Source organism: Burkholderia sp. BDU5, assembly GCF_001522845.1.
Lineage (GTDB): Bacteria > Pseudomonadota > Gammaproteobacteria > Burkholderiales > Burkholderiaceae > Burkholderia > Burkholderia mayonis.
Genome location: NZ_LOWC01000124.1, coordinates 1 through 24,319, shown reverse-complemented (window position 1 = coordinate 24,319; position 24,319 = coordinate 1). Strand labels below are relative to the sequence as shown.

18 protein-coding genes and 1 pseudogene are annotated in these 24,319 nt (G+C 62.3%); 9 read left to right on the top strand and 10 right to left on the bottom strand.

Features of this window, described 5'->3' with window-relative positions:
* Positions 1 to 114: 114 nt before the first annotated feature.
* Positions 115 to 2,388: a hybrid sensor histidine kinase/response regulator gene (locus WS69_RS19555; RefSeq protein ID WP_059472340.1), complete on the top strand. Its 2,274-nt coding sequence runs from the start codon at positions 115 to 117 to the stop codon at positions 2,386 to 2,388.
* 121 nt (positions 2,389 to 2,509) lie between these two features.
* Here the strand turns inward: WS69_RS19555 and WS69_RS19550 are convergent, their stop codons facing one another.
* A complete protein-coding gene (locus tag WS69_RS19550; RefSeq protein ID WP_059472339.1) occupies positions 2,510 to 3,067 on the bottom strand; it encodes an NADPH-dependent FMN reductase in 558 nt (185 codons plus the stop codon).
* A gap of 395 nt (positions 3,068 to 3,462) precedes the next feature.
* On the opposite strand from WS69_RS19550, the gene WS69_RS19545 reads away from it, so the two are divergent.
* Both WS69_RS19545 and WS69_RS31550 read left to right on the top strand, forming a co-directional pair.
* Positions 3,463 to 4,068, top strand: a complete 606-nt coding sequence (locus WS69_RS19545; RefSeq protein WP_059472338.1) for an RNA polymerase factor sigma-70 — start codon at positions 3,463 to 3,465, stop codon at positions 4,066 to 4,068.
* Positions 4,049 to 4,246: a zf-HC2 domain-containing protein gene (locus tag WS69_RS31550; protein WP_082716325.1), complete on the top strand. Its 198-nt coding sequence runs from the start codon at positions 4,049 to 4,051 to the stop codon at positions 4,244 to 4,246. Before WS69_RS19545 ends, WS69_RS31550 begins: the two co-directional genes overlap by 20 nt.
* 330 nt (positions 4,247 to 4,576) lie before the next feature.
* Here WS69_RS31550 and arsC read toward each other — a convergent pair whose 3' ends face one another.
* Complete coding sequence (arsC, locus tag WS69_RS19540) at positions 4,577 to 4,936, bottom strand: arsenate reductase (glutaredoxin) (RefSeq protein WP_059472337.1); 360 nt, start codon at positions 4,934 to 4,936, stop codon at positions 4,577 to 4,579.
* A gap of 581 nt (positions 4,937 to 5,517) precedes the next feature.
* On the opposite strand from arsC, the gene parA reads away from it, so the two are divergent.
* Both parA and WS69_RS19530 read left to right on the top strand, forming a co-directional pair.
* Positions 5,518 to 6,180, top strand: coding sequence for a ParA family partition ATPase (parA, locus tag WS69_RS19535; protein WP_059472336.1), 663 nt, complete (start codon positions 5,518 to 5,520; stop codon positions 6,178 to 6,180).
* A gap of 24 nt (positions 6,181 to 6,204) precedes the next feature.
* Positions 6,205 to 7,272, top strand: a complete 1,068-nt coding sequence (locus tag WS69_RS19530; protein ID WP_059472335.1) for a ParB/RepB/Spo0J family partition protein — start codon at positions 6,205 to 6,207, stop codon at positions 7,270 to 7,272.
* A 748-nt stretch (positions 7,273 to 8,020) separates the two neighbouring features.
* On the opposite strand, the gene WS69_RS19525 is transcribed toward WS69_RS19530, so the two are convergent.
* On the bottom strand, positions 8,021 to 9,397 hold the full coding sequence (locus tag WS69_RS19525) for a replication initiation protein (protein WP_059472334.1): 1,377 nt from the start codon (positions 9,395 to 9,397) through the stop codon (positions 8,021 to 8,023).
* A gap of 2,987 nt (positions 9,398 to 12,384) precedes the next feature.
* Between WS69_RS19525 and WS69_RS19515 the strand changes: the two genes are divergently transcribed.
* Complete coding sequence (locus WS69_RS19515) at positions 12,385 to 13,572, top strand: DNA-binding protein (protein ID WP_059472349.1); 1,188 nt, start codon at positions 12,385 to 12,387, stop codon at positions 13,570 to 13,572.
* An 82-nt stretch (positions 13,573 to 13,654) separates the two neighbouring features.
* Here the strand turns inward: WS69_RS19515 and WS69_RS19510 are convergent, their stop codons facing one another.
* Together WS69_RS19510 and WS69_RS19505 are read right to left on the bottom strand one after the other, a co-directional pair.
* Positions 13,655 to 14,698 carry a tyrosine-type recombinase/integrase gene (locus WS69_RS19510; protein WP_059472332.1) on the bottom strand — a complete coding sequence of 348 codons (1,044 nt, stop codon included), beginning with the start codon at positions 14,696 to 14,698 and terminating at the stop codon, positions 13,655 to 13,657.
* 156 nt (positions 14,699 to 14,854) lie between these two features.
* Complete coding sequence (locus tag WS69_RS19505) at positions 14,855 to 15,226, bottom strand: DUF2471 family protein (RefSeq protein WP_059472331.1); 372 nt, start codon at positions 15,224 to 15,226, stop codon at positions 14,855 to 14,857.
* A 579-nt stretch (positions 15,227 to 15,805) separates the two neighbouring features.
* Here WS69_RS19505 and WS69_RS35695 point away from each other — a divergent pair.
* Entirely contained in the window at positions 15,806 to 16,771 is a 966-nt protein-coding gene (locus tag WS69_RS35695) for a reverse transcriptase domain-containing protein (protein ID WP_442854913.1), read from the top strand.
* Between the two features lie 460 nt (positions 16,772 to 17,231).
* Here WS69_RS35695 and WS69_RS19495 read toward each other — a convergent pair whose 3' ends face one another.
* Positions 17,232 to 17,834, bottom strand: a complete 603-nt coding sequence (locus WS69_RS19495) for a helix-turn-helix domain-containing protein (protein WP_059472330.1) — start codon at positions 17,832 to 17,834, stop codon at positions 17,232 to 17,234.
* A 166-nt stretch (positions 17,835 to 18,000) separates the two neighbouring features.
* Between WS69_RS19495 and WS69_RS19490 the strand changes: the two genes are divergently transcribed.
* Both WS69_RS19490 and tdh read left to right on the top strand, forming a co-directional pair.
* Entirely contained in the window at positions 18,001 to 19,200 is a 1,200-nt protein-coding gene (locus tag WS69_RS19490) for a glycine C-acetyltransferase (protein ID WP_059472329.1), read from the top strand.
* A 13-nt stretch (positions 19,201 to 19,213) separates the two neighbouring features.
* On the top strand, positions 19,214 to 20,242 hold the full coding sequence (tdh, locus tag WS69_RS19485; protein ID WP_059472328.1) for an L-threonine 3-dehydrogenase: 1,029 nt from the start codon (positions 19,214 to 19,216) through the stop codon (positions 20,240 to 20,242).
* Positions 20,243 to 20,365: 123 nt separating this feature from the next.
* On the opposite strand, the pseudogene kdpA reads toward tdh, so the two are convergent.
* The 4 genes and pseudogenes from kdpA to WS69_RS19465 form a co-directional block, all read right to left on the bottom strand.
* Positions 20,366 to 22,172: pseudogene (gene kdpA / locus WS69_RS19480) on the bottom strand (potassium-transporting ATPase subunit KdpA).
* A 151-nt stretch (positions 22,173 to 22,323) separates the two neighbouring features.
* On the bottom strand, positions 22,324 to 22,743 hold the full coding sequence (locus tag WS69_RS19475) for a hypothetical protein (protein ID WP_059472348.1): 420 nt from the start codon (positions 22,741 to 22,743) through the stop codon (positions 22,324 to 22,326).
* Positions 22,740 to 23,375 carry a GNAT family N-acetyltransferase gene (locus WS69_RS19470; RefSeq protein WP_059472327.1) on the bottom strand — a complete coding sequence of 212 codons (636 nt, stop codon included), beginning with the start codon at positions 23,373 to 23,375 and terminating at the stop codon, positions 22,740 to 22,742. The genes WS69_RS19475 and WS69_RS19470 overlap by 4 nt, the downstream gene beginning before the upstream one ends.
* 164 nt (positions 23,376 to 23,539) lie before the next feature.
* Positions 23,540 to 24,190 carry a YceI family protein gene (locus WS69_RS19465; protein ID WP_059472326.1) on the bottom strand — a complete coding sequence of 217 codons (651 nt, stop codon included), beginning with the start codon at positions 24,188 to 24,190 and terminating at the stop codon, positions 23,540 to 23,542.
* Positions 24,191 to 24,319 lie beyond the last annotated feature (129 nt).

Sequence of the window (24,319 nt, the reverse complement as noted above, 5' to 3'; positions counted from 1 at the left end):
AAGCCGCCGGAAACGCCGGAAATCCGGGCTTGCGCAATGCCCGCGCCGCATGCGGGCGCGCATGCACGACTCGTTTAAGATGCCGATCAATCCTCTTGCATTCGTTCGCCAACCATGACGCCCGATCGGCCCGACGCCTCACGCTCGACACCGCCCGACAACGATTGGGAAGGCGACGCGTCGTTCGCAGCCGGCGCGCCTGAACACGACTTCGCGGTGCGGCGCGTGACGCTCATCGTGATGCTCGTCGCCGCGATCGTGCTGCCGTGCGTGTACGTCGCGGTGATGGCTTACAACGACATGCGCACGCGCGAAGCCACCGCGCGCGACGTAACGATGCGCACGGTGCGCGTCGCCGAAGAGCACGCGCTGAAGGTGTTCGATCTGTCGGAGACGCTGGATGCCCGGATCGTCGATCTCGTCCAGGATCTCGACGACGCCGCGGTCCGCAACGCCGAAGCCGACATCCACGACGCGCTCAACACGATCGGCGGCGGCTATCCGCAGGTCGCGTCGGTATCGATCTTCGGCGCGAGCGGGATGCTGCTCGCGAACAGCCTCTATTACCCGGCGCCGTATGCGTCGATCGCAAATCGCGACGATTTCGTCGGCATCCGCGACGGCAAGGTGATCGAGCACATCTCGCGCGTGATGCCGGGCCCGCTCAAGGCGGCGAATCCGGGACCCGTGTTCAACACGGGCGTCGCGCGGCGCCATAGCGATGGAACGTTTGCGGGGATGGTGTCGATCGCGTTGAAGTCGTCGTATTTCAACGCGTTCTATCGCGACCTGCTCGGCGGCGCGGACGCGCCGATGTCGATGGCGCTCACGCGCAGCGACGGCGCCGTGCTCGCGTCGTATCCGCCCGCGCCGCACGGCGCGTCGGACGACGCCGCCGCGCAAGCCGACAGCGCGACGCCGTTCGGCAGCGCACAGGGCGAGCAGCGCGCGGGCGTCGTGCGCGTGAGGCGCGACGGCGACAGCGAGATCGTCGCGTACCGGCAGGTCGGCAGCTATCCGGTGTTCGTGTCGTGCGCGTACCGCACGTCCGCGATCCGCCGCGCCTGGTACGAGCACCTGAGCGTCCTGTTCATCTCGATGTTCGCGCCGTCCGCCGCGCTGTGGGGCGTGATCTGGCTGTCGCTCAAGCGGCTGCGCGCCGAAGAGGAGGCGTGGGAGCGCTGGCAGGCGGAGGCGTCGATGCGGCGCTCGATCGAATCGGCATACCGGCAGTCGCGCAAGATGGAGGCGCTCGGCAATCTCGTCGGCAGCGTCGCGCACGACTTCAACAACCTGCTGATGATCATCTCGAGCAACGTGCAGATCGCGCGGCGGCGCGGCGTCCAGCATCTCGACACCGAGCTCGCGGCGATCGAGCGCGCGCTGAAGAACGGCCAGTCGCTGACGCGCCAGTTGCTCGGCGTCGCGCGCAAGCAGCCGTTGCGCAGCGAGACGATCGACGTCGCGCAGTGGCTCGCGTCATGCCGAGAATTGCTGAAGACGTCGCTCGGCTCGAAGTCGACGCTCGCCGTCGATACGCAGCTCGACTTGTGGCCCGTGCGCGTCGACGTCGCGGAACTCGAGCTCGCAGTGATCAATCTCGCCGTCAACGCCCGCGACGCAATGCCGCAAGGCGGCCGCTTCAAGATCGGCGCGCACAACATCACGTTCCGCCGCGAGGACGGCTTTCCGCTGACGGGCGACTTCGTGCAGATCTCGGTCGAGGACACGGGCCTGGGCATGCCGCCCGACGTGCTCGCGCGCGCGTTCGAGCCGCTCTTCACGACGAAGGCGAAGGGGATGGGCACTGGGCTCGGGTTGCCGCAGGTGTTCGCGTTCTGCGAGCGCTCGGGCGGCCTCGCGACGATCGACAGCGAAGTCGGCGCCGGCACGTCGGTGCGGCTCTATCTGCCGCGCACGACAGACGTCGCGCCGTCCGTCGTCGCGCCGGACGCGACCGACAGGCCGGCCGCGGCGTCGACGCCCGCAGGACTGCGGATCCTGCTCGTCGAAGACAATAGCGAAGTCGCGGCGGGCACCGAGGCGCTGCTCGAGCTGCTCGGCCACCGGGTCGCATACGCGCCGAACGCGGATGACGCGTTGCGCATGCTGACCGAAGCGGGCGCCGAGCCGGCGGCGCCCGGCGCGTTCGATCTCGTGATCTCGGATATCCACATGCCCGGCACGATGAACGGGATCGACCTCGCGGAAGCGATCGAGCGCGGCGATGCGAAGCTGCCGGTGATTCTCGTCACCGGCTACGCGGAGGAGTTCGACCGGACGCGCCGCGTGCATGCGCGCTTGCTGTCGAAGCCGTTCGACATCGCGCTGCTCGACGACATGCTGCTGAAGATCCAGCACGAGCGCGATGCGCGGCTTGCGGATTGAGTTCGGCGGACTGACTGGTTTGCTTATTCGGTTGTGGGGATGGTGGTTGCTGGCGACGCCATGGCGAACATGTGCAAACGCGTTCGCCATGGCATCCGGATCCCTCCCGGCCGATCGACCGTCAAACCAACTTCGCGTGCCGCCGCACCCAGTCCGCATAGCGATCGACGAAACCCTGCAGGAACTTGCGCGTGTCGTCGTTGACGATGTTGCCCTGCGCGTCGATCTTCGACGCGTCATGCTTGATGAACACTTCGGGCTGGCCGAGTGTCGGGACGTCGAGATACGCAAGCACGTTGCGCAGGTGCTGCTGCGCGAGCGCGGTGCCGGTCGCGCCGGGCGACGTGCCGAGCACGGCGGCCGGCTTGCCCGTCCACGAATTGCCACCCCACGGACGCGAACCCCAGTCGAGCGCGTTCTTCAGCACGCCCGGCATCGAGCGGTTGTACTCGGGTGTGACGAACAGCAGGCCCTGCGCCGCTTCGATCGTCTGTTTGAAACGCTTTGCGACGTCGGGAAAATCGGCGTCGTAGTCCTGACTGTAAAGCGGCAGCGAGCCGATATCGACCGATTCGAACAACAGATCGGCCGGCGCGAGCGAACCCACCGCCGTTGCGAGTGCGCGATTGAACGACTCGCGTCGCAGACTGCCGACAATCACTGCAATACGATAAGCCATCTGATTCCCCTTCCGTTCAGCAGGTAATCGTTCGGATTCGTTCCCGATTGCGCATCAATCGGCCCTTTTATGAGCAAGCCAGCTTGAGTCCCAGTGCATCGGGGCTTTGAACCAGATTTCCACAAAGTTTTCCACAGAATCTGTGGATAACCTGATGAATATGTGTGTCGGTTACATTTGTGTCGTCCGGATGTATTTCACGGCTCCGCCACCGATCGCCGGTGCGGCATACGATGTCAGCATAGCGCGCGGTGCCGCATCGAGAAACGCGGTCGCGCCCGAAGGCGACGCGCGTCGCTTGCAATGCAACTTGCAACGACGCGCACCGCATGGATAATCTTGCGCTGCCGCCCATGCGTGCCGTATGCGCGCGGGCATGAACCGGAAGCCATCTCATGCAGCACGCGCGCACCGCGCACGACGATCCCGTCTACCTCGCACAATTGCGTCACGATTTACTCCGCTTCGCGCGCCTGCAACTGCGCGACGCCGATGCCGCCGAAGACGCGGTCCAGGAAGCGCTCGCGGCCGCGTGGGCGCAGGCGGAGCGCTTCGACGCACAGTCGAGCCACAAGACCTGGGTGTTCGGCATTCTGCGCAACAAACTGATCGACACGATGCGGGCGCGGCGGCGGACCATCAACGCGTCCGCGCTCGATGCCGAACTCGACGGCGAAACGCTTCTCGATCGCGAGCTATTCTCAGACAATGGTCACTGGGCGCCGCAAGCGAAGCCGCGTCCGTGGCCCAAGCCGGAAACGGTCCTGCAGCAGCGGCAGTTCTGGATGCTATTCGAGATGTGTCTCGACCATCTGCCGGAGCAGATCGGCCGCGTGTTCATGATGCGCGAATTCCTCGACTTCGCAATCGACGACATCTGCATGGAGCTCGAGTTGAAGGCGAATCACTGCAGCGTTCTGCTGTACCGCGCGCGGACCCGGCTGCGCACCTGTCTCACCGAAAAAGGCCTGACGACCGAAGATGCTACTGGGGAAATGTAAGGACATCACGCGGCTGCTGTCGGACGCACTCGATCGCCCGTTGTCGCTCGACGAACGACTCAGGGTACGGGTGCACCTGCCGGCTTGCAGCGGTTGCCGCAATTATCGTATGCAGATTCGCTTGCTGCGGGAGGCGGCGCGCGTCGCGGGCGGGAACGAGGCGGAACGGAGCGAGTGAACGTGCGGTGATGTGTGCGGTGATGTGTGCGGTGATGTGTGCGGTGATGTGTGCGGTGATGTGTGCGGTGATGTGTGCGGGTTGTGTACGGCTGGGCCGGCGAGGAGTCGCGGGTGATCGTCTTTGTAAGAGCGTTTGTGTTTGTGCGAATCCGACATTCGCATGACGTTGCTCTGAATCTAGATGAGCGGCAGCGCCCCCGGATCTGCGCCCGGCCACACAACTTTTCGCACGACGCGAGCCCGATGGAGCGACTCAGGCCCGGCGCATATTGACGATAGATAAAACCGCCGAACCGTCGCCCCAGTAGAATTATTAATTTTCTAATAATTATTCAAACAAAGACATCACTGTCTCTGGCGGGCGGCCGATCGCAGCTTTGTCGCCACGCACGACAATCGGACGCTGAAGCAGGATCGGATGCTCTGCGATCGCGTCACACAACTGCGCATCCGAAACGCCTGCATCTGCGAGATTGAGGTCCTTATAAGGTGCTTCGTTATCACGAATCATCTCGCGCACCGGGCGCCCAAGTTGCCGATGTAGCACCTTCAATTGCGCGACGGTCGGCGGTTGCTTCAGGTATTCGACGACATTGATTGCCTCCCCGGCGGTCTGATTGAGCGTCTCGAGCAACGCCAGCGTTTCGCGAGATTTGGAGCAGCGGGGGTTGTGATAGATCGTGATCATCGGTCTGCTAGTGAGAGTGGGTCAAAGACGAGGGTATTGTAGCGGCCGTGCAACGGGGTAGCTCGTTACGCTGGGCAAAATGCGCAATCTGCCGGCCCATGCATGGTTGACTAATCGACGCGCTCCGAATTCCGGCGCTGCAATGGCAATCTAAGACGTCGCGCGCAATGCAGCGTCGAGCGACCGCATCGATCGCTGTATCCCGGTTTATGCGCATAAAGCCGACCGCAACGTTGGCGTTGGCGTTGGCGTTGGCGTTGGCGTTGGCGTTGGCGTTGGCGTTGGCGTTGGCGTTGGCGTTGGCGTTGGCGTCATCAATGATGCATCGCCGTTTCAAGCACATGCCAGCCAGTCTCGACGCACAACAGATCTGTCCATATAAATGGACCAATCGCAGAGTACCGATTCGACTGCCCGCTAGCAGGCTTCCTCCTCATGGCCCCATACAACATACGCACCACCCGCTGGCTTTATGCGCATAAACCATCGGCCAAACGGTCAGTGCGTCGCCAGTTCGCAACAAATTCATTGAAATAAAAAAATCGTCCGGTAAAATCCCCCTGATCAAAATAGGAGTGAAAATGGCAGCTGAAATCATTGCAGTCACTCAACAAAAGGGCGGAGTCGGTAAGAGCACCATCGCGATGCATCTCGGCGCCGCGTTCCACGAAAAAGGACAACGCGTCCTGGTGATCGACGCCGACGGCCAAAACACCCTCGTTCATTGGTCCAGCGCCTCCGCTGACAGTGAAACCGGCATCCCGTTTCCCGTCGTCAATCTCGCCGAGGCCGGCAGCCAAATTCATCGCGAGATCAAGAAGTTCATCAGCGACTACGACATCATCATCGTCGACTGCCCACCGTCGATTACCGAGAAGGTGTCTGGCGTCGTGTTGCTCGCCGCGACGATCGCGGTGATCCCGACTTCATCGTCGCCGGCGGACTATTGGTCGAGCGTCGGTCTCGTCAAACTGATTCAGCAGGCGCAGGTGATGAACGAAGATCTCCGCGCCGTGTTCCTATTGAACAAGACCGAGGAGAAGCGGATGCTCACGCGTGAATTGAAGCGCGCGCTTGAAGAACTCGGCTTCCCGCTTCTCAGGACACAAATTCCCACGCGCGAAGCCTATAAGCAAGCCATGGCGCTAGGCCAAACCGTCTTGCAAATGAACGACCGCGGCGCAAAGCTCGCAGCGGCGGAAATCCGTGCATGTGCCGACGAGATCGTCGCAATGCTGCCCTGACTTTATGCGCATAAAGGACCCTGAATGAAACCCTCCCAATTCGCCAAAGGCTTCCAAGCGCGCCCCGACATCACGACCAGCGAAAAACGCACGGCGCTCGATCGACTCAATGCGATCGACGGCCTCGTCAAATCCGACACCGCAACGCCGGCTACTCCTGCCGGCAAATCGCCAAAGAAGAATATCCCTGTCACGATCGTTGAAACGCCGTCGACCACGGACTCGATCGACGAATCGAGCCAGTATCGTGCGTGGCGAATCGAAAATCGCTATCAGCCCGGCCAAGTGATCGAACTGCCACTCAAGACGATCAAGCCGAGCCCCTTCAATCCGCGGCACTTCTATTTGAAGTCGTCGATCGCGGAGTTAGCCGTCAATCTGGCGAAGCAAGGGCAGCAGCAAGCGATTCACGTCATTCCCGACTACGACAATCCCGGCTCCTACTTCGTCAGCGACGGCGGGCGCCGCGTCCGTGCATTGAAGGAAGCGAACAAGGAATTGGTCAGGGCGATCGTCATCGATCTGCCGATCGGCATTCAGAGTTACAAGCTCGGTTACGACCTCAACGTCCAGCGCGACTCGCAAACGGTTTTCGACAATGCGGTCGTCTGGAAGCGCTTCCTCGAGGAGAGTTACTTCCAGAGCCAAAAAGAGCTTGCCGAGCATCTCGGACTCGACGAGTCGACAGTTGCCGTCGCGCTTTCAATCGGCAAGCTGCCGGAAGCCGTGATGCAGGAAATGGTCGCGCGCCCGGATCGCTTCGGTTCGAACATGGCGTATCAGGTCGGCCGCTACCACACAGCGCGCGGCACTGACGCGACACTGCGCCTCATCAACAAGATTCTGTCCGACGATCTCAGCACCCGTCAGGTGGCCGACATCGTGAAGGGAAGGGCGACCGCGCAGGAAAACCCGAAACCCGCGAGCCGGCAGCGATATGCGCAACGGCACGAGATCAAGCTGAACGGCATGTCGGTCGGCGATCTGAAATCGTATGGCGAGGATCGCTTGGAACTGCGGCTGCGCGGCCTGACCCGAGAAAAACGGGACGACATCCTGCAGCAGCTCGAGCGGATGCTGCTGTCGAACTGAACCGAATGGAATCGAGTAGGGGACGGGGTTGCCCCCGTCGCCCTCTCACATACATGGACGGGCGGTTCCGCATACGGCGGTTCACTGAGCACACGGAAGCGCCGCTGGATGTCCAGCCCCGAGAACAACCCTGATGCGTCGAAGTAGCTCTGAGGTATGCCGCACCCATGTGGCTCGCTCCAGCATTCCACCAAGGGCCCCGGCCATTGCTGGCCGACTTCCGGGCCCGCGTCGGATCCAGTCCGTGAGCCTGAAGCTTCCTGTTACGAGTGGCCGGGCACTTCCATTGCCGCCATATCAGGCAGCGCAGTTTGCGTCGTGTCCACCCATCCACGTCCTGCGACACCCCTCGCACTTCCGTCAGCCGGAAGTACGAGGCCCAGCCGCGCAGCACTGGGTTCAACGCGGCAACCACTCAGCGGTGGCCTTCCTTGAGATAGCCTTGGGCTCGTTGCACCGCTTGCCAGGCATTTGCGGCCCGGCCAAACCCATATGGGCACCTCACCCCGCCACGCCGCCTCATATCCGCTTCCTGTTCGTCAAGCCAGCGCTTTGCCTTCGGCTTCCTCCAGATTCGCAGTGACCCTCGACACCCTTGCCGTTCGGCTAACACTTCCCCTTGCCGGGCTGTAGAGGACTTTCACCTCCGAGTAGGTGCGCCCTGCCGGGCGCACCCAAAAGAAACGGGGCCCAGCGGACCCCGTTTTTCGTTACGGAAGAAATCGAATCAGGCGAATCGAGCAATCGCTCAAGCCGCGCGGGACTGGCTCAGCGTAAAGGCGAGCAGATCGCCGTCGGTCGGTTCGCCCCAGGTCTTTTGAGCGAGCCAGTCGAAAAAAGCTGTTTCGACGAGTTTCGAGTCCAGTCCGCGCCGACGCCAATCATCACGCAGATGCGAACCTAGCGCAGGCAACACGTCGGATTCGAACGACGCGCGCGCGACCTCCCGTTCCGCGTCACCTTGTTCTTCATACAGCTGCTTCGCTTCCTTTCGCCGGTAAGCGTCGTACTCGCTGCGCAGACGCGCCTTCGGATCGTCCGCCCGCCCGGCGTTGGCAGGGGCAGCGGCCAACTTGCCGCCGCTTGCAGGCGGCGGCGTTTCGACCGTGTCGACGGGCGGTGCATATCCTTTCTTCAACGCGTCCTTGAACAGCGCAGGCGCGCTGCGCACGGGCGGCAGCGTCGTGCTGCGCACCCGCTGCTCGGTCAATTGCAGCGCGGCGCGAATCCGGTTTTCCTCGTTGTCCGCATAGAGCGTCTGCGCTTCCTTCAACGGAATGCCGATCTTCACCATCCGGTCGACAAGCGTGCTGTCGAAGACGTTCGGATGCTCGTCGAGTGCGAGCATCGGCTGCTTGCGCTCCGACACGCGGAATTGGATCTCGGCAACTCGACGTCCTTCGCGATGCTCGACCAGTTCGACGAAGATGTTCGTCACTGCGTTCACCTCGGCGATCGCCGGACGCAGATAGTCGCGCTTGAAGTATTTGTACTCGCGCTTCGCCTCGTCGCCGGCCTCGGTGTCGGGCGTGCCCGACAGGATCGGGCGCCACCATTCCCAAGGCTCGCGCATCGTCAGATGGCTCGGGTTCGTCAGATAGCGCACGCAGATTTCGTACAGCGCGAGCCCCGCGCTGCTGCGCAGCTGGCTCTGGAACTGTAGACTCAGACGCGCATACTGCACCGGGTCGAGCAGTTTCTTCTTGATCTTCGGTGCAAACGAGAATTCGACCCACACGCGCCGCGTCGCAGGATCCTCGAGAATTTCGGCATCGGCGATCAGCGTGGAAATCCCCCATTTCCGACCGGGCTTCTGGCTCGACGTGCCGGTACTCCATTCGACCTGCACCGACACCATCCGCCGCAAGTGCTCCTTCACGAGCGCCGTGTCGTTGGAATCGAAGGCCGAGTTGGCGACGATATCCGACAGCAGCGCGCGATAGGTATCGCCGGAATCGTCGGCTTGCTGAGCGACCGCAAGCAGCACGTTGAACAGCTTGCGAGTCAGGAGGGTGATCTTGCCGTTTTTCGGCTGAATTGCGATTGCCTCGACAGCCTTACGCAATTCGGCGGAACTAGCACTCACCACATCCACATCGGTTTTCTTGGCGCGCTTTGTGGCCATGCATCGGGTCGGAGGAGAAGTTTCCGGAAGGATAGCGTCTGTGGTGATGCGCGTCCAGAACGGCATGCTCACCATATCCGGTGAAGCTCGGCGATTCGTCGCCACTCACCCGATCGAGCTCCCGCAAACGCTCACCGGTCCAAAATCCGGCCATCCTCGATTCACCTTTGCGTGCCGCGGAAAGCGCGGCGGGCGCCCGTTTTCCCGCGCGCCCGTTCCGCAGTGCAGCGGCTCCCGAATTATCTCACCTCAAATCTTGTCGCAAAATTGCTACGACGAATTTCGTGCATGCGGGCGTGTCCGCGATCGGCTCGCGGCGCCGATTTCGGGGGCGGCGAGCCGAGGGATCGACCGATATCGACTGAAATCATGCCCAGCATGTCGATCGGGCCGTCGGCCGGCCGGCGGATACCAGGAAGTCAGGCGGAATTGGCAGCAAGTCATATGCCCGACGTGACTCATCCCCGGATCATTAGGCGTTGAAGCTCGACGGGCACCGATTAACGGCACCGGGCGCCCGGAACGACCCGCGCAACGATCGCCGGATCGGCTCGGAACGGGCGGCCGACACCTGCCGCCGACGCAACTGACCCAGAAGTGGGCCGCGAAAACCGATCCGGCTCACCACTTACCGGCCCCGTCCCCCAAACATCGTGGGCTCAAGCCTCGAGCAGGCCACGTCGCTTCATTCAGCCGCACGTCCGATACAAGCAGCGCCCCGGTAGCGCACGGCATGCGAGCGCCGATGGGCGACGTGAGTGAGTGCGGCCTCATTCGGTTCACCGAACGGCAAAGCCGCCACAGGCGCGAAAGGACGCGATAAACGAGCCAGCGCCGGCCACCAGAACTCGATGCCATACGGAGTCCGCAGATCCGCCCAAGACGGCAAGCGTGAGCCCCGAAAGGCTAGATCCACTCACCGAAAACGCGACGGGCCGGCAAACATGAGCAGGATTGAGGCCAGGGACCAACCAGATACCCGGTGTGACGACAAACGTGAGCCGCACCGGGCTGCTTCGACTAACCGAAGAGTCGAGGGCGTCGTCAGTGAAACGCCGGCGACGGCACGCATTGACGACGGACATCGCCGCGCCGAGATCTGGCGTGAGTACTCGGCGCCAGTGCGACTCACCTCAAACCGGCCCCGGGGGAACGCGAAAGCGATCGCTAATATATGGGCAGCAAGCCATGTGTGCCATCCGCCCAAGAGCAGTGATGCGAACGATCGATTACCCGTTCGGAGCACCCGCCGGACCAACGTGAGGTCCCGGACGAGCCTGTGGCTCACCATCGGCGCCAGTGCCCCCACACACGGCATTGAAGCGACACCCGGCCGATCCGCGTCGCGGAAATGACCAGCGTGAGCCATCGACATCCGCTTGAACACACCCGACGTCGATTTCCCCCGCCCCGGCTCGACGACGCCGCGCTCGCAAGCCCATCGGCCCCGGAAAGAGGTCTGCCAACCGTCCGGGGGGACTTGGCCCAAGGCCGGACGTGGGCCACACAGCATACCGAAGTTGCCCAACGTGAAGACCCGCATCCGGTTTGCCTCACCACGAACCCCGCTTCCCGCCTGCGGCCAGGCCGACGACCCGCCAAGCGGATCGGTCAGAGCAGTTCGCCACCGCTCACGCCCCGCCATCCAGGCCCATCTCCCGAAAAAGCTCACCATTCGGATCCCGCGAACAAGCAATCAATCGCCGCTGCGGGACCGGCACACGGGCAGTCATCGGCAATTGGTTCCCGCAAAGTCTCACCTCAAGACGATTTTCACCCCTCATGACGATGCACCCGACGCTCCCGAAAAAGCTCACCATCGCATTCGTGACAAAAAATCTCCATTGCATCAAATACTTACATTGCATAGCTGAAGCAGCGATCGAGATTTTCCATCCCGAATTCCCTCACCTTTCGGCAAGCAGCCCTATGTTGATCTCGCGGCATTACTTCCTGAAAAACCTCACCTTTGATGGAAAACCGGTGTCGAAATGTCTCTCACCATTCAGCATCTACGGGCCTTTGCAGGTAAGTACACGCACACTTTTCCCGAAAAGCCTCACCTTTGACAAATCTCGGCCGCCTTCCAGGTCCCGAAAAACCTCACCTCAAGCACGATCGGGCGCCACCGGCCACTCCCCCGAATACCCTCACCATTGATAGGATCCGGAGTCCCGAGGCCAAAACCAGTCTCCCGAAAAATCTCACCTCTGGGTCGTTTCGGGCCACGAAGCCCCACCGGACAGGCCTTTACTGACGTTCTTTCCCGGAAACGCTCACACCCAAACGGGCTGGAATCCCGAGAAATCTCACCTATCCCCTAAATCTGCCTAAAAGAAGGGCAGAGTCGCTGCTTCACGGGCATCCCGAAAATCCTCACCCATGCCTGTGGGTGTCAAATGGATCGATTCAGGCTCCACGCGGCTTTACCGTTGCTGTGTCCCTGAAAAATCTCACCTTTATCAGTTTCGCCTGTGGGAAACTGTCCTGAACCCACTCACGATCTTTCCCGCATCGGCTCACGCTGATCCCCGAACCCCATCACGTCGGCTCCTGGAAGATGTCACCTTGTATCCCGTAAAACTTCACCTTCCCGGCCGCAATCCCTTGCTGAACAAGGCTTCCTGGTGGCGTTAACGTTTTTAACGATGATTTCAAAGGTGTTTACTTCTAATACTCTCAAGACTCCCCCGACGAGTTTTCCACAGATCTCCAATTTCGCTTCCAGATACGCCCCGAGAACCACAGTCCCCGACATGTGAAACAATTGCTGTTATTCGGGCCTCATCCGATAATCTTTTAAAAACATGAAGTTAAGCTCGATTCTTCGCTTTGTTTCACGGTTTCGAGACATCTAAGCAAGCGAAACGGCACAAGATCTCTCCAAAAACCCTCACTGGTGGCAAAAGTACAACAAGTGCATCAGGAACGTATCAATCAGAACGTGTTTCGTTATGATTGATACGTATCGTTTTCCAACAGCAATGATGACCCTCGACAAAATCCGACAAACCATTCGCGAAGAACTCGATGCGTTACGCTCGTCCGGCGCACGTCGACAAGATCTGTCACTCCATGCATGCAAGCGGCTGTTCTTCGATCTCGGTATACGGCCGTCTGCGGCGAACGTCCGCGATTTGACACAGACCGGCAGCGCAAGCGACATTCCGAAGGACATCGATTACTTTTGGGAGCGCATTCGCGCGGCGTCGAAAGTCAGGCTCGAGGGTGCTGCATTGCCTAAGCCGCTCGAGGAAAAAGCGGGGACGCTGCTTGGCGCACTTTATGAAGAAGCGCTGAAACAGGCGCGTGAGAGTCTCGATGCAGAACGGCGACTGGCCAGCGACGAAGTCGCCGCCACCGAGCAAAAATACCGAGACGCACTGATTCGTCAGGAATCGCTCGAAACCTCACTTGCCCGAAGCGATGCGCGCGCCGAGCGGTTGCAGAGCCAGTTGACTGAAGTCGAGGTGCAACTGGCGTCAGCGTCGACGCAAGGTCTCGCCCATCAGGATTCGCTGCAGGGCCTGATTCGTCGAATGGAAAATGAAAATGCGCTGCTGAATCGGCGTCTCGAGGCTGAACAGAGCCAAAATGCGGCGTTACGCGAACGGATCGACACCTTGCAAGCCGAGTTGAGAGAAAACACCGAGCACTACGCGCAGCAAATCAAAGATGCGATCGCGGAAGCCGAACGTCGCGTGAAGCCGATGCTCGTCGAGCTCGATTCGTTGCGCAGCATGGCGTCGACTTATCAGCAAGGATTGCGCGACGTCAACCGCAAGGAATTCGACTTTCTGCAGCAGCTGAGCGCCGCGAAGGCGCGTGCGGACCGGCTCGACGCCCAGTTGCATGAGCAAGGCGACGAATTGGCCGCCGCAGTGAAGGAAGCACAGACTTTGCGTGCCAGCCAGGGCATGACGCCCGAGATCGCGGCGCTGATTCGTCGCCTGGCGGACGCCGGCAGTCTCGACGCGGTAGCTTTCGATGCGATCGGTACGTCGCTCGACCAACATGTGTCGCTGCCCCTGCGCTGTCCGAAGTGCGGTGACGGCGAACCCGAACTGTCGCATGACGCTGACGGCTATGAATTGCTTTGTCCCGAATGTGAACACGCGTCGGGGGCGCGACCGTCGCGCTTCGCGGCGGCCGCTTATTTCTCCCGGACTTCGTGACGGAAGCCGCCCGATTTTCCCGAAGGTGAGGAAATTCGGGAGTCAAAAGATGAGGGTTGTCAGAGGCTGAAAAGCCCCGGTTTCAAGTCTGGCTTGACGCGATCGGTGCTTCGTCGGCGAACGATTTGGCATCCGGCAGCGCATTCGCGAGGCTTTCTCGCCAATTTTTCCATGCCCGATGCAGCCGATTCGATGAAATCGGCTGCGCGAACCCCAGCCACTGTCCGACTTTCTCCGGCTCGACGCCGTTTTCGAACAGTTCGGCTGCGAACGTGTTGCGCAACGTCTGCGGACTGGCGCGCGCGGTGCGAGACTGCGCGATGTCGGCTGCATCGATGATCGCGTCGACTGCGCGCAGCATCGTCGCCTTGTGCATCGGTCGGCCGGACTGCGCTGCGGGGAAGACGAGTTCGCCCGGAATGCCGCAGCGTTGGCGTTCGGCGAGCCATGCGTCGAATAGCGCGATCGCGAATGACGCAAGATGCGTTTCGCGTGTGAATTCCGGCTGCGCGGCAGGGATCGTTAGCATCGTCGAACTCAATTTTACGCAACTAACCGTAAGTGCGCGCGCTTCGCCGGTTTTCAATCCGCCGCCGAGGAATGCGGCGATGAGCGCGCGATCGCGGCGTTCTTTCCAGAGCGCCGCGCCCATCGCCGGCAGCGGCGAAAACAGATACGCGAGCAACGCGGCGCGTTCGGCGGGCGCCAGAAAACTCGTCGGCTCGTTGTCGTGCGCGCTATGCCAAGTTGCTTCGCCATCCTGAGCAATGAAGCGAGCAGGATTCGTCGAGCCGAATTCACTCTTGCGCACGTGATCGAGCACGCGCTCGATGAGTCTCAAATAACGGACTTTTTGCGTCTTCTTGATCGACAGTTCGCTGACGAAATGCGCGATCGTCTCGGTATCGACCGCCGCGAGGTTCTTCTGTCGTTTCGCGAGCCAGCCGAGAAACGCGCCCCATTGTGCGCGGTAGACGTCGGCCGACGAGCGGCGAAATTCTTGGGCTGCCAGCCAAGCATCGAATGCCGTGTCCGGATGGCTGAGCCAGTCCGACGTATCGCGATCGAATAGATCGCTTGGTATGTCGGACGGCGGAGAAGGACTCGTCAGAATGGACGGCGACATGTCATTTATTTCGTTAGTTGCAATTCATCATAGCGTGTCGCGTTCGCTCGATAAAGGGCTTCGCGTGGGCGGCGAATGTCCGGCAGATATCTCGCTGCCGGCAATCGATCGAAGTGCATGCGAGGCGCGAGCGCTCGGCCGAACACAGCCGCCTGCCTAGTCGCCCCACGCGCGCGCGGGGCGCGCCGGCGCCTTTTTTGCGCCGTTCTGTGCGTTCGCAGCCCGCTCGTACGCGGCGACCGCGAACGAGAACACCGCGGGCAGCGCGTTCGACCGCCCGAAGTCGACGAGATCGTCGGTTTCGGGAAAGCACAATTCGGCCGGACGGTCGAAGAGGCAGCGCACCATCGGATCGTGCCGGCTCGCGAAGCCGAGATCGGCGAGCGCTTCGGCCTCGATCGCGTGCAGGAGCCGCCACGTCAACGGAACGCCTTGCCGGATATAGCGCTCGGCAATGTGGCGGACAATCGTTTCCATATCGTGCGCCGCAGCCTTGAAGCTGAGCGCGGCCAAATCCTGTTCGGTCATCGCGGGCTCCTGTTTCGCGTATACTGTACAAATATACAGTGTGCGCCGGGAGACCGGTAGAGATCAAGGGGTGCAAGTCCCCGACGTTGTAAGAGTTAGCGACTCACGATGTCCCCGAGTCATGCGTAGCCAGCCGCGAGGCGGGTTGCGAAGCGTTGACAGGGGTGCTGATAGGCCAGCCATTGAGCCACGAAATGTTTATAGACCCGAGTGCTGACGCACTACTGTATGCGGAAGGCAAAACCACACGGCGCGCTACCGCGAGCACCGTGTGGACTCGGCGCGGTCTTAGAGCCTGGCAGTCAGTACGATCTCTATGCGGGAACCGGGAGATCTCCCATTTGACCGCCGGCGGCAACATCGCCGAGCGGTCCGCATCGGGAAGGTGAGGAGCCGAAGCCGATGGTGAACGAACGGGAGAAGTCGGACTCACCCATAGTAGCGACGAAGCGGGCGAACAAACCCGGGCAACCGGGGGCGGAGCCGGTGGAGCCAAGGGGTGGGGCCAAGGGGAACACGGGCTGGTCACACATGCGCCGGACGTAGAGCCGGATAAGCGTGTCCCAGCGGCTAGACCGTGTGCGCCAAGCCGCAAGGCAAAGGAAGAAGGAGAAGTTCACGGCGCTGTTCCATCTGATCGACATCGAGCTGCTGGAAACGGCGTTCTTCTGGCTGAAACGGAAGGCGGCGGCTGGCGTTGATGGCGTGACGTGGCACGACTACGAACAAGACCTGGAGCGAAATCTCCACGATCTGCACGGGCGCTTACATCGCCAAGCCTATCGGGCACTCCCTAGCCGGAGGCGGTATATACCAAAGTCGGATGGGAAGCTACGCCCGCTGGGCATTGCTGCACTGGAAGATAAAATCGTCCAGCGCGCACTGGTGGCAGTGCTTAACGCAGTCTACGAGACGGATTTCTTAGGTTTCTCGTACGGTTTCCGCCCAAAGCGCAGTCAACATGATGCGCTCGATGCACTGGCAACGGGAATCGCGCGCACAAACGTGAACTGGATACTGGATGCCGACATCAGTCGCTTCTTCGACACGGTGAGCCATGAATGGCTGATCAAGTTCGTCGAGCACCGAATCGGCGACCAACGTGTGATTCGACTGATCCGTAAATGGCTGAAAGCGGGTGCGATGGAAGACGGGGTGATTGAGTCGACGGACGAGGGGACGCCGCAAGGCTCAGCCATCTCGCCCCTGTTGGCGAATATCCACCTGCACTACGTCTTCGACCTCTGGGCGAATCAATGGCGCAAGCGCCACGCCGAGGGGAACGTCGTCATCACTCGATACGCCGACGACATTGTTGTCGGGTTCGACAAACGCTGGGACGCCGAGCGGTTCAAGCGAGCCATGCAAGCGAGCCATGCAAGCGAGATTGGAGCAATTTGGGCTGTCGGTACACCCGGAGAAAAACCGTCTGATCGAGTTCGGACGCTTTGCGGCGCAGAACCGAGTCAAGCGGGGACTGGGCAAACCCGAGACATTCAACTTCCTAGGATTCACCCACATCAGCGGCCACGCCCGAGACGGTAAGTTCATGCTCTGGCGAAAGACCCGGCGAGACCGGCTACGGGCCGCGCTGCGGGCAGTCAAAGAGGAGTTGCGACGCCGATGGCACCACTCGATCCCCGAGCAAGGGACGTGGTTGCGGCAAGTGGTTCAAGGGTACTTCAACTACCACTCGGTCCCGACCAACTATCCCGCGATGAAAGCCTTCCGAGCTCACGTCATCGAACTCTGGCGCAGGGCGCTTCGGCGTCGCAGCCAGAAGGACGACACCACGTGGGCGAAGATGCAAAGGCTGGCAAAGCAGTGGATTCCCCGTGCTCGCGTCCTTCACCCTTGGCCCGTTGTGCGCTTCGACGCCAAACACCCAAGGCAGGAGCCCGGTGCGCGAATCGCGCACGCCGGGATCTGTGCGGGGGGGCCCGGTGACGGGCATTCCTACCGCAACATATTGCGCAACTGGCTGCCTGGCCGACTAGACGCCGTGCTATCGATGGATCACGACGAGGAGCGCTTTCGCTTCGCTCTTGCCCGCATTGCGGATCGCGTGCGGCCCGTCGGCCGCGTAGCGCGCGGTGTCGCCTGCTTTCAGGCGACGCGTGACGCCCGCTGCTTCGATTTCGATTGCGCCGTTCAGCACCGTCAGATGCTCGCGCGTACCCGGCTCGTGCGGATTCGACGCGAGCGCGCCATTTGCCGGCAGCGTCAGCTCGTACCACTCGAATTTGCCGGCGAGCTCGATCGGGCCCCAGACGCGCAACTGGTATTGCGCGTCGTGGCCGGCAAGCGTCGGAATGTCGTGCGGGCCGTCGACGCGGATCGTCTCGGGCGCTTTCGGCTGTGCGAACAGTTCGTCGAGGCTGATGCCGAGCGCGTTCGTGAGCCGCCACGCGACGGCGATCGTCGGATTCGCCTTGTCGCGCTCGATCTCCGACAGCATCGATTTCGACACGCCCGCCGCGCGCGACAGATCGTCGAGCGTCAGTTTGCGCTCGTTGCGCAGGCGCTGGATTTGCTCGCCGACCCGCGGCGGCGTGGCGCCGGTGGCGGCGGGCGCGGCTGTGCGTCGCGCGCCGGAAGAGCTTGCCATTTGAATTCCGTTCGCTTAGAGTTGTTCGGTATTTCGAATTTTAGTTCGAAATACAGGAAAAATACGCTAAACCCAGCGGCCGACTATAACAGTAGCAAGCTGCTTTGCCGCCGCCACGAGCGCGGACGAGCGCCGAGGCTTGCAGCCCATATCAGGAGCTTATGCAATGCGTGATGCCTTTCTCGCCCATCTACGCGGCACCCTCGACCAGATTCGCGCGGACGGTTTTTACAAGACCGAGCGCGAGATCGCGAGCCCGCAGGCGGCCGACATCCGGCTTGCCGGTGGCGCACACGTGCTGAATTTCTGTGCGAACAACTATCTGGGCCTTGCGGACGACCCGCGCCTCATCGCTGCCGCGCAGGCGGCGCTCGAGCAGGACGGGTTCGGGATGGCGTCGGTACGCTTCATCTGCGGCACGCAGACCGTGCACAAGCAGCTCGAGGCCGCCCTTTCCACGTTCCTGAAAACCGACGACTGCATTCTGTATTCGAGCTGCTTCGATGCGAACGGCGGCCTGTTCGAGACGCTGCTCGACGAAAACGACGCGATCATCAGCGACGAGCTGAATCACGCGAGCATCATCGACGGCGTTCGGCTGTCGAAGGCGAAGCGCTTTCGCTACAAGAACAACGACCTCGCCGATCTCGAAGCGAAGCTGCGCGAAGCCGATGCGGCGGGCGCGCGCTTCAAGCTGATCGCGACCGACGGCGTGTTCTCGATGGACGGCATCATCGCGAACCTGAAGGGCGTCTGCGACCTGGCCGACCGCTACGGCGCGCTCGTGATGGTCGACGATTCGCATGCGGTCGGCTTCATCGGCGGGCACGGGCGCGGCACGCCCGAATACTGCGGCGTCGAGGGGCGCGTCGACATCGTCACGGGCACGCTTGGCAAGGCGCTCGGCGGCGCGTCGGGCGGCTACGTCGCCGCGCGGCGCGAGATCGTCGAGTTGCTGAGGCAGCGCTCGCGTCCCTATCTGTTCTCGAACACGCTGACGCCGAGCATCGCGGCTGCGTCGCTGAAGGTGCTCGAGCTGCTCGCAAGCGACGAAGGCGCGCGGCTGCGCGAACGCGTGCGCGCGAACGGCGCGCGTTTCCGCGAGAAGATGAGTGCGGCGGGCTTCACGCTCGTGCCGGGCGAGCACCCGATCATTCCGGTGATGCTCGGTGACGCGCAGGTCGCATCGAACATGGCGGATGCGCTCCTCGCCGAAGGCGTCTACGTGATCGGCTTCTCGTATCCGGTCGTGCCGCGCGGCCGCGCGCGGATCCGCACGCAGATGAGCGCCGCGCACACGCCCGAGCAGATCGATCGGGCGGTCGACGCGTTCGCGCGCGTCGGCAAGACACTCGGCGTCATTTGACGGAGGGCCCGCGATGAAAGCGCTTGCCAAGCTCGAACGTGGGCCGGGCCTCACGCTCACACGTGTGAAGAAGCCCGAGGTCGGTCACAACGACGTCCTGATCAAGATCCGCCGCACGGCGATCTGCGGCACCGACATCCACATCTGGAAGTGGGACGACTGGGCGCAGAAGACGATTCCGGTACCGATGCACGTCGGACACGAGTATGTCGGCGAGATCGTCGAAATGGGCCAGGAAGTGCGCGGCTTCTCGATCGGCGACCGCGTGTCCGGCGAAGGCCACATCACGTGCGGCTTCTGTCGCAACTGCCGCGCGGGGCGGCGTCATTTGTGCCGCAACACGGTCGGCGTCGGCGTGAATCGCGAAGGCGCGTTCGCCGAGTATCTCGCGATTCCCGCGTTCAATGCGTTCAAGATTCCGCCCGAGATTTCCGACGACCTCGCTGCGATCTTCGATCCGTTCGGCAACGCGACGCATACTGCGCTGTCGTTCAATCTCGTCGGCGAGGACGTGCTGATCACGGGCGCGGGGCCGATCGGCGTGATGGCGGTGGCGATCGCGAAGCACGTCGGCGCGCGCAACGTCGTCATCACCGACATCAACGACTATCGACTCGACCTCGCGCGCAAGATGGGCGCGACGCGCGCGGTGAACGTGTCGCGCGAATCGCTGCACGACGTGATGACCGATCTGCACATGACGGAAGGCTTCGATGTCGGGCTCGAGATGTCGGGCGTGCCGAGCGCGTTCACGTCGCTGCTCGAGGCGATGAACCACGGCGGCAAGGTCGCGCTGCTCGGGATTCCGCCCGCGCAGACCGCGATCGACTGGAACCAGGTGATCTTCAAGGGCCTCGAGATCAAGGGCATCTACGGGCGCGAGATGTTCGAAACCTGGTACAAGATGGTCGCGATGCTGCAGAGCGGGCTCGATCTGTCGCCGATCCTCACGCATCGCTTTCCGATCGACGAGTTCGACAAGGGCTTTGCGGCGATGCTGTCGGGCGAAAGCGGCAAGGTGATTCTCGACTGGACGGTGTGACGTCGGCGGCGCGGGCCCGGTTCGATAGAGCGCCGGGCCGCGAGTCACGAGTCACGTCGCACTACGGACTGCAAACGATGATTCGCGCGCCGCATGCGGCTGGCCGACGACCGTCGATCAGCTTCAATGCACGGCCCCCATCGTCACCTGCTCGACGATCGGCCCGAGCGCGAGCGCGGGCAGATACGTCGGCAACGTCATCAACGAGATCGTGCCGATCAACATGACCACGAAGAGCGGTCCGTGCGTCGGCAGCGTGCCGGGGCCGGCCGCGCGCCGCACCTTCGGCGCGAGCGAGCCTGCGAGCGCGAGCGCCGGCACGATCGTCGCGAAGCGGCCGAACCACATCGCCGCCGCGAGCGTCATGTTGTAAAACGGCGTATTGGCGGCGAGGCCCGCGAACGCGCTGCCGTTGTTGTTCGCCGCCGACGTGAACGCGTAGAGGATCTCGCTAAAGCCGTGCGCGCCGGGATTCGCGATGCCCGCGACGCCGTCCGGCAGCAACACCGACGCGGCCGTGCCGACGAGCACGACGAGCGGTGTCGCGAGGATCGCGATCGCAACGAGCTTCATGTCGTACGGATCGATTTTCTTGCCGAGATATTCGGGCGCGCGGCCGATCATCAATCCCGCGACGAACACGGTGAGCATTGCGTGCATTAGCATCCCGAAAAGTCCCGAGCCGGGGCCGCCGAACACGACTTCACCGGTCTGCATCAGCGCCATCGGCACGAGCCCGCCGATCGGCGTGAGCGAATCGTGCATCGCATCGACCGCGCCGTCACCGCTCGCTGTCGCGATCGTCGCATAGAGCGCCGACGACACGATCCCGAAGCGCGTCCCCTTCCCTTCCATGTTGCCGCCCGGCATCGACGCCGATGCGCGCGTGTCGATGCCGGGTGCCGCAAGCGCTGCGCTGCCCGCCTGCTCGGCGCGTATCGTCACCGCCGCAAGCGCGACGAACATCGCGAGCATCGCCGCATAGATTGCCCAGCCCTGCCGCGTGTCGCCGACCATCGTGCCGAACGTGTGGCACAGCGCAGCCGGCAGCCGCAGAAGCGCGAGCATCTGCAGGAAGTTGCTGAGCGGCGTCGGGTTCTCGAACGGATGCGCGGAGTTCGCGTTGAAGCCGCCGCCGCCGTCGCCGCTCAGCAGCTTGATCGACTCTTGCGATGCGACGGAGCCCATCGGCAGAAGCTGCTCGCGGCTCGTCGTCGTGTGCATGATCGCGTGGCCTGCGGCGTCGTGCGACGGCACGCCGCTTGCGTCGAGCAATGGCTGCCGCCAGGTCACGCGCTGGGCCGTGTGAACGGTGCGATACGCGGAGAAATTCTGGATCGTGCCTTGCGCGATGAACGCAGCGGCGAATAGTGCGGACAGCGGGATCAGGATGTACAGCGTTGCGCGCGTGAGATCGGCCCATAGATTGCTGACGGTGCCGGCGCCGCGCGTCGCGAGGCCCCGGATCAACGCGAGCAGCACGGCGATGCCGACGGCGGCAGACAAAAAGCTCTGCACGGCGATGCCGCCCATCTGGCTCGGATAGCTGAGCGTCGTTTCGCCCGTATATTCTTGCCAGCTCGTGTTGGTGGCGAAGCTGACGGCCGTGTTGAACGCCGAATCGGCGCTGACGGCGGGAAGTGCCTGTGGATTGAGCGAGCAGATGCTGCGCGCGTTGCAACGCATAGAGTGCGATCGTGCCGAGCAGACTGAACAGCAGCAGCGCGACTGCGTAGGTTTTCCCGCTCATTCTCTGTTCGGGATCGATGCCCGCCGCGCGATATGTCCATCGCTCGACGGGCTGCAGCATTCGCATCGGCCATGGTGGATCACCATCCGCGATTCGAGCGATGTAGCCCCCGAGCGGCTTGACGAGCAACGTCAGCACCACGATGAAAAGGCCGATTTGCAGATAGGCGTAGGTCGGCATCGATTCTCCCGCTTCAATCGTCGGTTCGGTCGCGCTTCACGTCTCCATTACAGCGCGGCGGATATCAAATCGTTCGAAAGAACGACGCTACGGGCGTAAACGAAGCGTCAATATTCCAATGTGGAGCACATTCGCGATGACGGCTCGCGCGTCATCGCTCATCGTCGAGCAGTTTCGGATTCAATTCGATATTCAGGATGACGAGCCAACGTTTCGGGCAATCGAGAGGGACGTTGAGCAGGATATCGGCATTCGGCGCTTTGCGCAGCCCCCCGCTTGCCTGCGCTTCGAGATAGGCGCGCTGCGCATCGGATCGCAGCCAGAAGCTGACGAGCGCGCAACTGATGAAGTTGAAGAGAAGCAGCGGACCCGGTTCCACGTCGTAGCCGACGACGTGCGGGAGGCTCGCGAACGCCGCCGTCAACGCCTGACTCGTCGTTATCGTGATGAACGCCACTTTGGCGAAACCGCGCACGCGCATCGCGGCCTTCACATGTGCGAATTTGCGCGCGTCCCGTTCGCTAAGCTCGCATTCGCGGTCGTGCCGGCGCACATCGTCGTCGGATTTCATGCGGCGCATTCGAGCGGTGCCGGTGTAAGCGGCAGTTCGCAAGCCTTCAATGCGTACGAGGGCGATACCGTTGTCGGCTTGCTGAGGATCGCGCTGTCGTAGCCCTTGCCAGAGAAATGCATCACGTCGACGATTCGGAATCCTTGGCGTATGTAAAAGTCGACGAGATGCGCGGCGGGCTGCGGCGTGTCGAGCGCAAGGCGCCGGTAGCCGCGTGCGGCCGCCCAATGCGCGGCGAATGCGAGCAACGACCGCCCGATGCCGCGTCCTTGCCAAATCGGATCGACGCCGAACTGCCGCAGCGTCGCGACGTTGCCGCGGCGATAGAGCTCGCACGGTGACGACAGGTCGCGCGCATGTAGCGTCATCGTCGCGACGAGATGGTCGTTGCAGACGGCGACGAAGCATTCGCCCGCAAGCGCGCGCTGCCGCGTGACGGCGGCCGGCTGATCGACACACGGGCAATTGAGTCCCATCCGGCCGAGCCGCGCGAACACGCGATGCAACAATGCGGTCAGCTCGTCGTACGAGTCTTGCGCCGGATCGAAACGTCTCAGCACGACGCGGCCGTTCACGCGAGTTGCACACGCGAAGTGTGCGGGTCGTTCGGTCTTCGCTCGTTGCTGTTGCATGACACCTCCCAAACCTCGACGGTTGTCCGAAGTGTAGGGAGTCGCGAGCGAGTCCTTCAAGAAAAAATATCGTAAAAAAATTCGGCGCGACGATGTGCGTCGCGATGCATGACGCTCGTCGCAAACGTCACGCGTCGCGAAAGATGCGGAGCGTCATCGGCCCGTCATTGCGCGGGAGTCCCGCCTTCCTTGACGAACTCCGCTTCGATGCGCACGCGCACGTCGTCGCCGACGGCCGGATACCAGCTCGTCACGCCGAATTGCGCACGGCTGAACGTGCCGCTCGCGGAAAAGCCGAGCGTGTCCTGCTTCGTCAGCGGATTGCGGCCGTAGCCGTTGAACGTGACGACGAGCGTGACGGGATGCGTCGCGCCGCGGATCGTGAGGTTGCCGGTCAGTGTGCCTTGCGTCGTGCTCGTGCGGGTGAGGCGCGTGCTGTCGAAACGAATTTGCGGATGGCGGACGGCGTCGAGTGCATCGGCGCCCGCGACGAGCTTGTCGAGCAGCGGCACGTTGGTGTCGACGCTCGCCGCGTCGATCGACGCTGTCACGCCGCTGGCGGCGAGTCCGCCCGTGCGCCAGTCGAGTTGCGCGCTCGCGCGATCAAAGCGCATCGTGAAGCGCGAATACTTGAAGTGATCGACGTCGAACACGATGCTCCAGTGGTGTGGATCGAGCGTGTAGCGGCCGGCCGGAACGGCGGCTTCCGCCGTCGATACGCTGTGCATGACGACCCGCAGCGGCGTGCAGCCTGCCGTCGTTCCTGCGATCGCGATCGCACATGCGATCCATCCCGCCCATCTTGCCGGCTTCATCCAAACCTCTTTTGTCGAATGTGTGCGAAGACGATAGCTCAACGATTCGAGGTGTCGCGGACAAATAGAAATGTCCGGTTTTGTAGCAAATGAAATGTCCGCATGTTGGCGGGGGCGGCAAGCCGGCGT

What these genes read in the sequence shown, in the direction of transcription:
- WS69_RS19555 (WP_059472340.1), top strand. Translation starts at nt 115, where the DNA reads ATGACGCCCGATCGGCCCGACGCCTCACGCTCGACACCGCCCGACAAC.
- WS69_RS19550 (WP_059472339.1), bottom strand. Translation starts at nt 3,067, where the DNA reads ATGGCTTATCGTATTGCAGTGATTGTCGGCAGTCTGCGACGCGAGTCG.
- WS69_RS19545 (WP_059472338.1), top strand. Translation starts at nt 3,463, where the DNA reads ATGCAGCACGCGCGCACCGCGCACGACGATCCCGTCTACCTCGCACAA.
- WS69_RS31550 (WP_082716325.1), top strand. Translation starts at nt 4,049, where the DNA reads ATGCTACTGGGGAAATGTAAGGACATCACGCGGCTGCTGTCGGACGCA.
- arsC (WP_059472337.1), bottom strand. Translation starts at nt 4,936, where the DNA reads ATGATCACGATCTATCACAACCCCCGCTGCTCCAAATCTCGCGAAACG.
- parA (WP_059472336.1), top strand. Translation starts at nt 5,518, where the DNA reads ATGGCAGCTGAAATCATTGCAGTCACTCAACAAAAGGGCGGAGTCGGT.
- WS69_RS19530 (WP_059472335.1), top strand. Translation starts at nt 6,205, where the DNA reads ATGAAACCCTCCCAATTCGCCAAAGGCTTCCAAGCGCGCCCCGACATC.
- WS69_RS19525 (WP_059472334.1), bottom strand. Translation starts at nt 9,397, where the DNA reads ATGGCCACAAAGCGCGCCAAGAAAACCGATGTGGATGTGGTGAGTGCT.
- WS69_RS19515 (WP_059472349.1), top strand. Translation starts at nt 12,385, where the DNA reads ATGACCCTCGACAAAATCCGACAAACCATTCGCGAAGAACTCGATGCG.
- WS69_RS19510 (WP_059472332.1), bottom strand. Translation starts at nt 14,698, where the DNA reads ATGTCGCCGTCCATTCTGACGAGTCCTTCTCCGCCGTCCGACATACCA.
- WS69_RS19505 (WP_059472331.1), bottom strand. Translation starts at nt 15,226, where the DNA reads ATGACCGAACAGGATTTGGCCGCGCTCAGCTTCAAGGCTGCGGCGCAC.
- WS69_RS19495 (WP_059472330.1), bottom strand. Translation starts at nt 17,834, where the DNA reads ATGGCAAGCTCTTCCGGCGCGCGACGCACAGCCGCGCCCGCCGCCACC.
- WS69_RS19490 (WP_059472329.1), top strand. Translation starts at nt 18,001, where the DNA reads ATGCGTGATGCCTTTCTCGCCCATCTACGCGGCACCCTCGACCAGATT.
- tdh (WP_059472328.1), top strand. Translation starts at nt 19,214, where the DNA reads ATGAAAGCGCTTGCCAAGCTCGAACGTGGGCCGGGCCTCACGCTCACA.
- WS69_RS19475 (WP_059472348.1), bottom strand. Translation starts at nt 22,743, where the DNA reads ATGAAATCCGACGACGATGTGCGCCGGCACGACCGCGAATGCGAGCTT.
- WS69_RS19470 (WP_059472327.1), bottom strand. Translation starts at nt 23,375, where the DNA reads ATGCAACAGCAACGAGCGAAGACCGAACGACCCGCACACTTCGCGTGT.
- WS69_RS19465 (WP_059472326.1), bottom strand. Translation starts at nt 24,190, where the DNA reads ATGAAGCCGGCAAGATGGGCGGGATGGATCGCATGTGCGATCGCGATC.